A 13,437-nucleotide genomic window follows, 5' to 3' on the forward strand; every position below is an offset into this window, starting at 1 on the left:
ATTTTATTAATAGTGACATTTACCACATTCTAAACCTCCCATTTGAGCCGCAGTTAACTGAGAAACTCCGTATTTTTTAGAAAGTTCTTCGTGGATTTTTTTGTAGTAAGCATTATCTTCTACTTTCACATTTGTTTCTCTGTGACAGTTGATACACCATCCCATTGTTAATGGAGCATGTTGTTTCATTATTTCCATTTCTTCAACTGGACCGTGACAAGTTTGACACTCAACTCCCGCAACAGTTACGTGTTGTGAGTGATTGAAATAAACGTGATCTGGCAAGTTATGAATTCTAACCCATTTAACTGGCTTCGTTTTACCAGTATATTTTTGTAACGATTTGTCCCATCCAACAGCATCGTATAATTTAGCAATTTCTCCATCGTAAAACGCTTTTGAGTGATCTTCAGTAGCCGTAGTTTCAGCCACTTCACTGATGTTTTTATGACAGTTCATACACACATTCAAAGAAGGAATGTTAGAATGTTTACCGACTCTTGCAGCAGAGTGACAGTATTTACAATCAATTCCGTTTTCACCAGCATGAATTCTGTGTGAATAATGAATTGGCTGCACTGGCTCATACCCTTGGTCAACACCAATTTGCATCATCCATCCGTATGCAAAATAAGCAGAAACCAATAATAACATGATTGCAGAAACCAATACTAAAAACTGATTTTTAACATAAGCTCTAAAAACATTCATTAATGAACGATCTTTTTGAACAACCTCTAATCCTTTAGCACTAGCAATTTTAGTTAACATATTATTCACTAGGAACAACATAACAACTAACATTATCATTACTAATGATAGCACTCCTAATATAACATTATTAGAAACACCCGAATTATCAGCATTTGCTTCTCCAGCCACAGGAGCACCAGGTACAACTGCAGGAGCAGCAGAAGCTGGCTCAGAAGTATAAGCTAAAATATTGTCAATATCTTCATTTGACAATTGTGGAAATGCAGTCATCGGAACTTTATTGTTCTCTTCAAACACTTTTACTGCTTGCGCATCTCCTGACTTGATTAATTCTCCACTATTCTTTACCCATTTATACAACCATTCTTTGTCGTACTTAGCAGCAACGTCACGAAGTGCAGGACCCGTAGCTTTTGCATCTAATTTATGACATGCGGCACAATTGGTATTAAATAATTCTTTACCCTTTGCTGCATCCTGAGCGAACGCAGATAAAGAAGTTACTAGCACGAATGCTAAACTGAAGAAAATCTTTGAAAACGATTTATGGTTACCCACCTTTTTCATATTTAAAATGATTATCGACTTAATTTGGTATACTTTTAGATATACCTTATCTAAAAACAACACGTTATTTTTTCAAAACTCCGACAAAAATACAATATTCGAACTATTATTAAAACCTTAATTTTATCTTAAAATGTAATTTATATTTGTTCTAAATAATTTTTAAGCATTCAAATATCTTCTTAAATTGTATTTTTGTATTAAATTCAAAAGCATATGAAAAATATATCAAAACATAACTTATTGTACTTCTTTATTCTATCTTCATTTTTCTGTTTATCATCAAGGGCTCAGGACGTAAAAACAAATGTTTCAGTAGACCCAAAAATTGACCAATTATTAAAAGAAAAAAGAAAACTAAATACAGGTTTATTTTTAAATGAAGCCTATAAAATTCAAATTTTTTATGGAAATAGTGAAGATTCGAAAAAGAAACTTCAGGAATTTAAAAGAGATTTTAAAGACTTAGATGGCACCTTAATATTTAATAGTCCCAACTACAAAGTTTGGATTGGTAATTTTAAATCGAGAATAGAAGTAGAACGTTTGTTTCTTGAAGTCAAAAAAAAGTACCCAGCTGCTTTAATAATTAAACCCTCAAATTAGTAACATCCTAATAAAACAAAAAAGCCATTCAAAACGAATGGCTTTTTTTATGATTAAAAATATCTTATTTCAATTTTTTCTTCACTTCAACTTCGTGGAATCCTTCAATTAAATCATACTCACGAATGTCGTTGTAATTTTTAATCTGCATACCACAATCATATCCTTTAGAAACTTCTTTAACGTCGTCTTTGAAACGTTTTAAAGTAGCTAATTCACCAGTGTAAATTACAACTCCTTCTCTAATTAAACGTATTTTAGAATTTCTGAAGATTTTACCATCGGTAACCATACATCCTGCGATAGTTCCTACTTTAGATACTTTGAAAATTTCTCTAATTTCGGCAGTACCTGTAATTTCTTCTTTCATCTCTGGAGACAACATTCCTTCCATTGCATCTTTCAAGTCATCAATAGCATCGTAAATAATTGAATAGTTACGGATATCGATTTCTTCTTTTTCTGCTAATTGTTTTGCATTTCCTTGTGGACGAACGTTAAATCCGATAATAATTGCATCAGAAGCAGAAGCTAACAATACATCAGATTCAGTAATTGCTCCAACTCCTTTATGAATAATGTTGATTTGAATTTCTTCAGTAGATAATTTAGAGAATGAATCCGATAATGCTTCAACAGAACCATCCACGTCTCCTTTAAGGATAATATTCAATTCTTTAAATTGTCCTAATGCAATACGACGACCAATTTCGGCAAGAGTAATATGTTTTTGTGTACGAACCGATTGTTCACGTTGCAATTGTGTACGTTTTGATGCAATTTGTTTTGCTTCTCTTTCGTCTTCGTAAACATTAAATTTATCTCCCGCAGTTGGCGCACCGTCTAAACCTAATACTGATACTGGAGTAGATGGACCCGCTTCTTTGATTTGGTGTCCTCTTTCATCAAACATGGCTCTAATTTTACCATGGTTTTTTCCAGCTAAGACATAATCACCAATACGAAGTGTTCCTGCTTGAACTAAAATAGTAGAAACATATCCTTTACCTTTATCTAACTGTGCTTCAACAACTGTTCCAAGCGCAGGTTTTTTAGGATTTGCTGTAAGCTCAAGTACTTCTGCTTCTAACAATACCTTTTCAAGTAATTCAGAAACACCGGTTCCTTGTTTAGCTGAAATGTCATGAGATTGATATTTTCCACCCCAATCTTCAACTAATAAGTTCATCCCTGCTAATTGCTCTTTAATTTTTTCTGGATTAGCCGCTGGCTTATCTACCTTATTAATAGCAAAAATCATTGGAACACCAGCCGCTTGAGCATGACTAATTGCTTCTTTTGTTTGTGGCATAATATCATCATCCGCTGCAATTACGATAATAGCAATATCTGTGACCTGAGCCCCACGTGCGCGCATCGCAGTAAACGCCTCGTGACCTGGTGTATCTAAGAAAGTGATTTTTTCGCCATTTTCTAAAATTACTCCATATGCTCCAATATGTTGTGTAATTCCTCCTGATTCACCCGCAATAACATTTGCTTTACGAATGTAATCTAATAAAGAGGTTTTACCATGGTCAACGTGACCCATTACAGTAACAATTGGCGCTCTGTGTACTAAATCTTCTGGATTATCATCCACAACAACAGTTGCCTCTTCAATATCTGTAGTAATGAACTCTAATTCAAATCCAAACTCATCAGCTACAATAGATAATGTTTCAGCATCTAAACGTTGGTTCATTGTTACCATGATTCCAAGCGACATACACGTTCCGATTACTTTTGTAATAGGCACATCCATTAAAGAAGCTATTTCACCAACAGTTACAAATTCTGTAACTTTTAAAGTTTTACTACCTTCTTCTTGAGCTTGCAATTCATCATCTACACGTTGACGGTGAGAATCTCTTTTATCTCTACGGTATTTCGCCGATTTTGATTTATTTCCTTTTCCTTGTAACCTTTCAAGCGTTTCTTTAATTTGGTTTTTAACATCCTCTTCCGAAGGTTCTACCTTTTGAATGATTGGTTTTTTACCTTTATTAAATCCACCTGCAGATCCTCCGCCTTTGACAAATTCTCTTTTTGGTCCACCTTCAACATTATTAGCTCCAGGAGTTCCAGGAGCACCTGGTCCACCAGGTTTGATAATTCGTTTGCGTTTGTTTTTATTATTTGCAGCATTTGCACCTCCAGCATTTTGAGCTTGAGGAGTTCCTGGCTTTTTAATATCTTTTTTAGGATCTTCTTTTTTCTTTTTAGGTTTTTCAAATTGTGATAAATCAATTTTTTGACCCGTAAAAGTAGCTCCAGATAATTTTTGGTATTGTGTTTCTATTTTTACTTCCCCTGCTTCATCAATTGTAGTCTCAGCTTTTTCTTCAACTTCCTTAACTGGCTTAACAACTTCCCCTTTTTTAACTTCAACCAATTGTTCAACCACCTCTTTATTAACTATTTCAACAGGTTTATATTCAGAAACAACAGGTTTTTCTTCAGAAACTGGTTTATCAGACTTAACTTCTTGTTTTTTAGGATCTAGATTGATTTTACCAACAGCTTTAGGACCAGATAAAACTGCTTTAGCTTTGATAATCTCTTGCCTTTGACGCTCTTCTTCTTGCAAACGCTTAACTTCTTGTTCTTTTTCAAGTTCACGTTTAAGTGCCTCTTTCTCTTTTTTCTTTTCTTCACTCACTTCAAGAGAGGCAACCTTATTCCCTTTGTCAGCAGAAAATTGACCGCATAAGACTTTGTATTCCTCTTGTGATATTTTAGCATTAGGACTAGCCTCTATTTCATGACCCTTTTCTTTTAGAAAATCCACAGCTCTATCAAGAGAAATATTTAACTCCCTTAAAATTTTGTTTATTCTTATTACTCTTTCTTCAGACATATAACCTTTTTAAAATTCTTTTATGTTGTGTGCTGTTTGGTTAAAGAATTATCCTTCTAATTCTTCTTTTAATATATTCATTACATCTAAAATTGTTTCCTCTTCAAGATCGGTTCTTCTTACCAAATCATCAACATCTTGATTTAATACGCTTCTAGCTGTATCTAAACCGATTTTTTCAAATTCTTCAATAACCCAAGCTTCAATTTCGTCAGAGAATTCTCTTAACTCAACATCATCTTCCTCCTGTATTGCGCCTTCTCTAATTACATCAATTTCATAACCTGTTAATAAACTAGCTAATTTAATGTTATTCCCACCTCTACCAATAGCTTTAGACACCTCTTCTATTTTCAAAAATACTTCTGCCGTTTTAGCCTCTTCATTAATTTTAACTGTAGAAACTTTTGCAGGACTTAAAGCTCTTGTAATATACAATTGAGCATTGGTTGTATAATTAATAACATCAATGTTTTCGTTGCCTAATTCACGAACAATTCCATGAATACGGGAACCTTTCATACCTACACAAGCTCCAACAGGATCAATTCTATCATCATAAGAATCTACCGCTACTTTTGCTTTTTCACCAGGAATACGAACTACTTTTTTGATTGTAATTAAACCATCAAACACTTCAGGAATTTCTTGTTCGAATAATTTCTCAAGGAATTCTGGAGCAGTTCTAGACATGATGATTTGTGGTTTGTTACCTTTCAATTCAACATTTTCGATTACACCTCTAACATTATCTCCTTTTTTGAAATAATCATTTGGAATTTGTTTTTCTTTTGGTAAAACAATTTCATTTCCTTCATCATCCATCAAAATTACAGCTTTTGGCCGAACATGGTGTACTTCCGCTGTATAAATATCTCCAATTAAGTCTTTAAATTGTTTATAAAGATTTGTATTATCGTGTTCGTGAATCTTAGAAATTAAGTTTTGACGTAAAGACAAAATTGCTCTTCTTCCTAATTGAATCAACTTTACTTCTTCAGAAACATCTTCGCCTACTTCAAAATCAGGCTCAATTCTTCTTGCTTCAGTTAATGAAATTTCAGAATTTGGATCTTCTACTTCGCCATCTTCTACGACAACACGATTTCTCCATATCTCCATATCTCCTTTATCAGGATTAATAATGATATCAAAATTATCGTCAGAACCATATTTCTTTTTTAATGCATTTCTAAATACATCCTCTAAAATTGCCATTAGTGTAACTCTATCGATGAGTTTGTCGTCTTTAAATTCTGAAAACGATTCTATTAATGCAATATTCTCCATGTCAACTCTTTATTTTAAAATGATATTATAACAACTGCTTCTTTTATATTTCCATAAGAAAGTTCCAGTTTTTTATCAACTGTTTCTTTTCCTTTTCCTATTTTTTTTGGCTCACGAGCCTGCCATTCTAAAGTTATTTTTTCATCATCAGCTGTAATTAATTTTGCTTCAATTTCTTCCGATGAAATGGTCTTAACTTTTATAGTTCTACCTATATTTTTTTTGTATTGTCTTACTAATTTTAGCGGACTTGAAACTCCTGCTGAAGCAACTTCTAAAGAAAAATCTTGCTCTTCTCTATCTAAATTACCCTCAACAGCTCTACTTACATCGATACAATCTTGTAAATTTACACCAAAATCACCATCTAAAACTACACTAATTTTATTAGCGTCATTGATAGTAAAATCTATCAAAAAAAGATGCTCACGCTCCAACAATGCTACATCTAATGCTTCTTGAACTTTATTTTTAAATGTCATACTTTTATAAAAAGAGGCACGCTTTGCGTGCCTCATAATCCTCTGTTCTTTAATAACGCCACAAATATACAATTTTTTTTGAATTAAAAAAAAGATTGTCAATTTGGATATTTTTTGTACTTTTATGGTGTAATTTATTTTACACTATATAACATAACCTAAAACAAAATTATGAAACGAATTTTAGTACCTACCGATTTTTCAAAACACGCAGAATACGCATTAAAAGTTGCAGCCCAGATAGCCAAAAAAAGTGGTGGAGAGATATTTTTAGTACACATGCTTGAATTACCAACATCAGGAAATGACGCCATGTCTACAGCACATGAAATACCCGAATTAATGCTATTTAAAAACGCTGCAATTAATAAATTAGATACTATTATGAGTGCTGAATATCTTAGTGGTGTTAATATTTCTAAAATTATTCAATTCGAAATGGCTTTTGACGGGATCATTAAAAATGGCAAAGCTCACAATGTAGACTTAATAGTAATGGGATCTCACGGAGCGAGTGGTTTTCAAGAAATGTTTATTGGATCTAATACAGAGAAAGTAGTTAGAAACTCAGATGTACCTGTATTAGTAATCAAAAGAGAAGAAAGCGATTTTAATGCTAATAACTTTGTATTTGCTTCTGACTTTTCCGAAGAAATAAAAAAACCTTTTGAAAAAGTTGTTGAATTTGCAGATAAATTTAATTCTCATTTACATTTAGTAACCGTTAACACTCCTAACAATTTTAAATCAACAAGAGTAGCACAAAAAGCTATGGATGAATTTGTTGCTGAATTTAAAATCAATAATTGTTCAACTCATATTTACAACGACGTTAATGTAGAAAAAGGTATTTTACATTTTGCAAAAGGCATCAATGCTGATATAATTGGAATGAGTACACATGGAAGAAAAGGCTTATCACACTTCTTCAACGGAAGCATCAGTGAAGACTTAGTAAATCACGCTAAACGTCCAGTTATTACTTTTAAAATCTAGATTTTAAAATTTTAATCGCATAAAAAAAGACTGCAAAAGCAGTCTTTTTTTATGCCAACTAGTAAGCCATCAACGTTTTATAAAAATAAAAAACTCCACTTATTTATAAGTGGAGTTTTGTTGGCCCACAAGGACTCGAACCTTGAATGACGGTACCAAAAACCGGAGTGTTACCATTACACCATGGGCCAATACCTAACAACCTTTTCGATTGCGAGTGCAAATGTAATACATAATTTCTATTCTGCAAATTTTTCTAAAAAAAATATTAAAATATTTATTAAACCTTTTTAATAAACAAAAAAATAGTTTCTTTGTAGTAAAATATAGAAAAAAACAAAAAAACAATATGAATTCATTCAACTTTAAAAAGTGGAACACTATAATTGGTTGGTCTACTTTTATAGTAGCATTAATTACTTATTCATTAACTGTAGAGCCCACCATGAGTTTTTGGGATTGTGGCGAATACATCGCAACGTCAGCTAATTTAGAAGTAGGCCATCCACCTGGAGCACCTTTGTTTCAAATGTTAGGAGCGTTCTTTGCAATGTTTGCCTTAAGTGCAGACAAAATTGCACTGATGGTTAATTACCTTTCTGTATTTTCAAGTGCTTTTACTGTACTTTTTATGTTTTGGTCGTTAACCATTTTATTAAAAAAATTAATTACTAAAGAAACTGAACTTTCAACAATTAATGCCATTCTTATTTTAGGCAGTGCAGCTGTTGCTACTTTGTCTTTTACTTTTACCGACAGTTTTTGGTACAACGCAGTAGAAGCTGAGGTATATGCAATGGCAACTTTTCTAATCTCTTTGTTATTTTGGTTAGGATTACGCTGGGAACAAGAAATAAACACACCAAGAGGAAACAAATGGCTTTTACTAATCTCTTTAGTAATAGGTCTTTCATTTGGAGTTCACTTTATGGCTCTTTTAGCATTTCCAGCTATTGGATTTTTATATTTTTTCAAAAAATACAATAATGTTACCTTGAAAAGTTTTTTGATTGCTAATGTAGTTATAGTCGCTATTTTGCTTTTTATCTTTAAACTTTTACTTCCATATACCTTAGCATTCTTTGGTAAAACTGAAATCTTCATGGTGAACAGTCTTGGAATGCCATTTAACTCTGGAACTATCTTTGCTTTTATTTTAATAGTTGCTGCTTTCTATTTCGGATTAAATTATACCAAGAAAAAAGGACATGTTTTTTACAATACTTTAATTTTAGCTACTCTTTTTATTTTAATTGGTTTTTCTACATGGATGATGTTACCTATTCGTGCCAATGCTAACACACCAATTAACGAAAACAAACCATCGGATGCAGCAGAGGTTTTAGCTTACTACAATCGCGAACAATATGGTGAACAAAAATTATTCTACGGACCTCAATTTTCGGACACCTATTCTGGTTTAGATCCTGTTACACCTTATTTAGATGATAAGCCAAACTACGAACGTGATTATAAAACAAAAAAATACATCATCACTAACGATTACATCAACGCAAAACAGAATACTGACGACGCTCATAAAGGATTATTACCTAGAATGTGGAGCAATGAGCACAATGAAAATTATATGATTTTCACAGAGCCTTTAGAATTTAGAATCAATCCAGAATATGCTCATGAAGACGAATTAGTTCAAATTGTAACACAATTTAGAAAAGCATATGCCGCAGGAGAATTAGACGAAAAGGATTATGACAAATTCTTAAAAGGATATGGTGAGTATTTAATAGTTGATAAACCTACATTTGTCAATAACATGAAATTCATGGTACAATATCAATTCGGATACATGTACTTGCGCTATTTACTTTGGAATTTTGTAGGAAGACAAAATGATGTACAAGGAAAATATGACAATACTAATGGTAATTGGCTTAGTGGAATTAATTTTATAGATGAAATTTTTACTGGAACTCAAAAAAATCTTCCATCGGATATGCAAAACAACAAAGGAAGAAACATTTATTATGGTATTCCTTTACTTTTAGCACTCATTGGATTTGTTTTTCATGCCATGAGAGATAAAAAAAGTTTCTATGTCCTTTTAGTCTTGTTCCTATTCACAGGTCTTGCCTTAAAAATTTACTTAAACGAAAGACCTTTTGAACCAAGAGAAAGAGATTATGCGCTTGTAGGCTCCTTCTACGTTTTTGCTATGTGGATTGGCTATGGAATTTTTGCTATTTTCGACACTTTGAAAAAATACATTCAACCAAAAGCAGCATTAGCAATCGTTTTAGTAACCTCGTTATTAGCTTCACCAGTTGTTTTAGCAGCTCAAAATTGGGACGACCACGATCGTTCAAACAAAGACACTGCTTATACAATGGCAAAAGCCTATTTAGATTCATGTGAGCCTAATGCAATTTTATTTACTATTGGTGATAATGACACTTTCCCACTTTGGTATATGCAAGAAATTGAAGGATATCGTACTGATATACGAATAGTAAATACAAGTCTATTTATGACGGATTGGTATATTGATCAAATGAAAATGAAAACTCATAATTCTGAACCTATTCCAAGCTCTTTTAACAGAGAACAATATAAGGGAAGTCATAGAGATTACAGTTTATATGTGGAACGCACGAAAGATCCTTTATTACTAGACGAAATGCTTAAATTCATTGCTCTTGACGATGAACGTGCTAAAATTGAATTAAACAACGGTAGAAAGGTAAATTATTTCCCATCTAAGAAAGTAATTTTCCCAATAGACAAAGCAACAATAATAAAAAACAAAGTAGTTTCAGAAAAATTCTATGACTCAATTGTTCCTGCTATTGAATTTGAAATAAAAGATGACGCACTTTACAAAAATCGATTAATGATGCTTGACATTGTAAATCAAAATAATTGGAAACGTCCTATTTATTTTACTGGCGGAAGTTTTGGTGAAGATGACTACATTTGGATGAAAGATTATCTACAATTAGATGGAATGTGTTTCAAATTAGTTCCAATAAAAACACCTGCAGAATCTCCAAGTCCAATGAAAATGGGCTTAATTGACTCTGAAAAAATGTATAATATTGTAATGAAATGGGATTGGGGTAATAGTGGAAAATCTATTATATATCACGATGTTGAAACTCGAAAAAACAGCATCACATACAGAACTAATCTAGCGCGTTTAGCAGAAACTTTAATTACAGAAGGTAAATTAGAAAAAGCAGAAAAAGTAATTGATTTAGCTATGGAAAAAATGCCGGTTAAATATTTTGAATATTATTCAATGCTTGAACCATTTGTAATTGGATATTACGAAGTAGGCAAAAAAGAAAAAGCAAGAGCAATTATTTCGGAAGTAATTAAAAAATACCAAGAAAATCTGACTTTTTATAATAGCTGGAAACCTAGTGAACAAAACTTTGGCGCTATTGATATTGTAAGTGATATTGAATATTATAGAAGCTTGCTACAAGTAGCAGAAGCTGCTGATGATTTAGAATTTTACAATAAAGAAAAAGCAAAATTTAATACCTTTAATAAAATGTTTGACCGTTTTGGTAGAAAAATGGAATAACTAATTTATAGATATAAAATGTTCCAAGTGAAAGAAATTTCGTTTGGAACATTTTTTTTATGCTATTTTTACACGATGGACTATAATTGGGTAAAAACAAATAGTTTGATAAAAAAGGTTTTCGCTAATCTGGTTTGGGATATACCAAACTTGGACAAGAAAATCTATTTAACATTTGATGACGGACCAATTCCAGAAGTAACTGAATGGGTTTTAGACCTTTTAAAATCGGAGAAAATTAAAGCGACTTTCTTCTGTATTGGAGATAATATCAAAAAACATCCTGAAGTTTATAAAAGAATTCTGTCTGAAGGACATCAAACAGGAAATCACACTTTCAATCATTTAAACGGATGGAAAACCCAAACTAATCATTACATCGATAATTTCAAGTTGTGCGAAACTGAACACTTAAAACTGAACACTGAACACTTTTTTTTATTTCGTCCTCCTTATGGAAAAATAAAGCCTAGTCAATCGAAAGCAATTAGAGCGTTCGGTTACAAAATAATCATGTGGGATGTTTTGAGTTATGATTTTGATTCAACCCTTACGGCAGAAAAATGTCTGGAAAATGTAATTTCAAATACGGCACAAGGAAGCATTATCGTATTTCACGATAGCTTAAAAGCAGAAAAAAATTTGAAATTTGCATTACCAAAAGCAATACAAATTTTAAAAAATAGGGGATTTGTTTTTGATGTAATTTCTTAGGCTTGTTCTTGCACTAACGAAATCAACGTATTTGCATCAAGTTCACCGCTTTGCCTCCATACCATTTGACCTTCTTTATAAATCATTAAAGTAGGTAACCCTTTAATACGAAGTGCATCGGCTAATTCCTGATTTTTATCCACATCAATTTTAATTACACGCGCTTTGTCTCCTAAGGCCGCTGCTACATGACGAATAACTTCGTTCATTGCTACTGAAGGTTCATTCCACTCTGTAAAAAAATCGATAAGTACAGGGACTTGAGCATCGATAAGTTCTCCAAATTTTGACATAAATTGAATTTATTAGTATCAAAAAAATTATTTTTCACGCGAAAATAATATACAAATGTAGCATTTTTACTGAATTACGCTACATTTTCTCCTTTTTTTAGTTCAATAACCGTTATTTCGGGCATAATTCCTACTCTACCAGGGTAAGCATGGAAGCCAAAACCACGATTTACATAAATATATCTTCCTGCATTTTCATACAATCCTGCCCATTGTTTATAAACATATTGCACTGGACTCCATTTGATCCAACCCGGAATTTCTATCCCAAATTGAAACCCATGCGTATGACCCGAAAGCGTTAAATGATAATGATTATCATCATGCTGAATTTTCTCATCCCAATGACTTGGATCGTGACTCAGTACAATTTTAAAATCTTCTTTATTTAAACCTAGAGCAGCTAAATTCAAATCGCCGCGTTCACCGAATTTTCTTCCCCAGTTTTCAACACCCACGATTGCTAATTCCTGATTGTCTTTTTTGATTTTCACATGTTCATTCAACAACAACTTGAAATCTATTTTATCATGAATAGCTTTTATTCCTTCAAAATTTGCCTTCTTTTCTGCTTGTGATTTCCAATCTAAATATTCGCCATAATCGTGATTTCCTAAAATAGAAAACTTTCCGAATTTTGGAGCATGAATACCTTTAAACGTATCAATCCAAGGATCCATTTCAGTTGCGTGTGTGTTCACAATATCGCCTGTAAACAAAACCATATCCGAATTTTGTTCGTTAATCAAATCGATCGCATATTGAATTTTCTCGGCATCATCAAAACTTCCACTATGAATATCAGAAATGTGTGTGATAGTAGTTCCATCAAAAGCATCTGGTAAATCTGGAAAAAACAACGTTTGTTTGATTACTTTAAAATTGTATTTTCCAATAGTAATTCCATACAAAAATGAGGCAAATGGAATCGCAGCAACTCCAAGGGCAATTTGGCTTACAAAACGTCTTCGTTCTGGTAAGAAACTTTCAGGTCCACTTTTAATTACCAATGAAAATAATCCAGAAAAAAAGCGAATAATATCTTCTCCAAATAAAATAATAGTTAATAATAATTTGGGAACATAGAGCATTAGCAATAATCCCATCGTCATCATAGTTTTTGGCGTTTGCCCTACACTTCTATCAAAATGATATAATTGATAAATGATATAAGCTAATGCTATAGCCGAAGTAACATAATAAAAAATGAAGAACCACTTCGATTTAATCAACGTTTTAAACGCCTGAAAAGCATAGATTTCAAGAATGACAACAAATACTAAAAAAACAATCCAACGAATCATTAGCTCTTTTTTTTTGCAAAGTAAGTAACAAGTTTGACAAATTGATGCTGTATTAAATGAA

10 protein-coding genes and 1 tRNA gene are annotated in these 13,437 nt (G+C 32.4%); 4 read left to right on the plus strand and 7 right to left on the minus strand.

Annotation, left to right across the window (positions count from 1 at the left end):
* Positions 1 to 6: 6 nt before the first annotated feature.
* Positions 7 to 1,281, minus strand: a complete 1,275-nt coding sequence (locus RSE15_RS06760) for a c-type cytochrome (RefSeq protein ID WP_324066880.1) — start codon at positions 1,279 to 1,281, stop codon at positions 7 to 9.
* Positions 1,282 to 1,497: 216 nt separating this feature from the next.
* Between RSE15_RS06760 and RSE15_RS06765 the strand changes: the two genes are divergently transcribed.
* Positions 1,498 to 1,887 carry an SPOR domain-containing protein gene (locus RSE15_RS06765; protein ID WP_324066882.1) on the plus strand — a complete coding sequence of 130 codons (390 nt, stop codon included), beginning with the start codon at positions 1,498 to 1,500 and terminating at the stop codon, positions 1,885 to 1,887.
* 64 nt (positions 1,888 to 1,951) lie between these two features.
* Here the strand turns inward: RSE15_RS06765 and infB are convergent, their stop codons facing one another.
* The 3 genes from infB to rimP are packed head-to-tail and all read right to left on the minus strand — an operon-like array spanning position 1,952 to position 6,519.
* Positions 1,952 to 4,747: a translation initiation factor IF-2 gene (gene infB, locus RSE15_RS06770; protein WP_324066884.1), complete on the minus strand. Its 2,796-nt coding sequence runs from the start codon at positions 4,745 to 4,747 to the stop codon at positions 1,952 to 1,954.
* Between the two features lie 48 nt (positions 4,748 to 4,795).
* Positions 4,796 to 6,037 (minus strand): transcription termination factor NusA, encoded by a 1,242-nt coding sequence (nusA, locus tag RSE15_RS06775; protein WP_324066886.1) that lies wholly within the window; start codon positions 6,035 to 6,037, stop codon positions 4,796 to 4,798.
* Positions 6,038 to 6,051: 14 nt separating this feature from the next.
* The gene (gene rimP / locus RSE15_RS06780; protein ID WP_324066888.1) at positions 6,052 to 6,519 is read right to left on the minus strand and encodes a ribosome assembly cofactor RimP; all 468 of its coding nucleotides are present in this window, start codon (positions 6,517 to 6,519) and stop codon (positions 6,052 to 6,054) included.
* 171 nt (positions 6,520 to 6,690) lie between these two features.
* Here rimP and RSE15_RS06785 point away from each other — a divergent pair, with 171 nt between their 5' ends.
* On the plus strand, positions 6,691 to 7,515 hold the full coding sequence (locus RSE15_RS06785) for a universal stress protein (protein ID WP_324066890.1): 825 nt from the start codon (positions 6,691 to 6,693) through the stop codon (positions 7,513 to 7,515).
* A 120-nt stretch (positions 7,516 to 7,635) separates the two neighbouring features.
* Here RSE15_RS06785 and RSE15_RS06790 read toward each other — a convergent pair.
* Positions 7,636 to 7,706: transfer RNA gene (locus RSE15_RS06790), tRNA-Gln, on the minus strand.
* Between the two features lie 158 nt (positions 7,707 to 7,864).
* Between RSE15_RS06790 and RSE15_RS06795 the strand changes: the two genes are divergently transcribed.
* Positions 7,865 to 11,065: a glycosyltransferase family 117 protein gene (locus tag RSE15_RS06795; protein ID WP_324066892.1), complete on the plus strand. Its 3,201-nt coding sequence runs from the start codon at positions 7,865 to 7,867 to the stop codon at positions 11,063 to 11,065.
* A gap of 75 nt (positions 11,066 to 11,140) precedes the next feature.
* Entirely contained in the window at positions 11,141 to 11,779 is a 639-nt protein-coding gene (locus tag RSE15_RS06800) for a polysaccharide deacetylase family protein (protein WP_324070432.1), read from the plus strand.
* On the opposite strand, the gene RSE15_RS06805 is transcribed toward RSE15_RS06800, so the two are convergent.
* Positions 11,776 to 12,072: a thioredoxin family protein gene (locus RSE15_RS06805; protein WP_008256043.1), complete on the minus strand. Its 297-nt coding sequence runs from the start codon at positions 12,070 to 12,072 to the stop codon at positions 11,776 to 11,778. The two genes, RSE15_RS06800 and RSE15_RS06805, sit on opposite strands and share 4 nt — an antisense overlap.
* A gap of 74 nt (positions 12,073 to 12,146) precedes the next feature.
* Positions 12,147 to 13,376, minus strand: a complete 1,230-nt coding sequence (locus RSE15_RS06810) for a metallophosphoesterase (RefSeq protein ID WP_324066894.1) — start codon at positions 13,374 to 13,376, stop codon at positions 12,147 to 12,149.
* Positions 13,377 to 13,437 lie beyond the last annotated feature (61 nt).

The sequence above is a fragment of the Flavobacterium sp. genome (genome assembly GCF_035195345.1).
In the GTDB taxonomy this organism is placed as follows: domain Bacteria; phylum Bacteroidota; class Bacteroidia; order Flavobacteriales; family Flavobacteriaceae; genus Flavobacterium.

Coding starts and splice junctions, on each gene's coding strand:
- RSE15_RS06760 (WP_324066880.1), bottom strand. CDS start 1,281: ATGAAAAAGGTGGGTAACCATAAATCGTTTTCAAAGATTTTCTTCAGT.
- RSE15_RS06765 (WP_324066882.1), top strand. CDS start 1,498: ATGAAAAATATATCAAAACATAACTTATTGTACTTCTTTATTCTATCT.
- infB (WP_324066884.1), bottom strand. CDS start 4,747: ATGTCTGAAGAAAGAGTAATAAGAATAAACAAAATTTTAAGGGAGTTA.
- nusA (WP_324066886.1), bottom strand. CDS start 6,037: ATGGAGAATATTGCATTAATAGAATCGTTTTCAGAATTTAAAGACGAC.
- rimP (WP_324066888.1), bottom strand. CDS start 6,519: ATGACATTTAAAAATAAAGTTCAAGAAGCATTAGATGTAGCATTGTTG.
- RSE15_RS06785 (WP_324066890.1), top strand. CDS start 6,691: ATGAAACGAATTTTAGTACCTACCGATTTTTCAAAACACGCAGAATAC.
- RSE15_RS06795 (WP_324066892.1), top strand. CDS start 7,865: ATGAATTCATTCAACTTTAAAAAGTGGAACACTATAATTGGTTGGTCT.
- RSE15_RS06800 (WP_324070432.1), top strand. CDS start 11,141: ATGGACTATAATTGGGTAAAAACAAATAGTTTGATAAAAAAGGTTTTC.
- RSE15_RS06805 (WP_008256043.1), bottom strand. CDS start 12,072: ATGTCAAAATTTGGAGAACTTATCGATGCTCAAGTCCCTGTACTTATC.
- RSE15_RS06810 (WP_324066894.1), bottom strand. CDS start 13,376: ATGATTCGTTGGATTGTTTTTTTAGTATTTGTTGTCATTCTTGAAATC.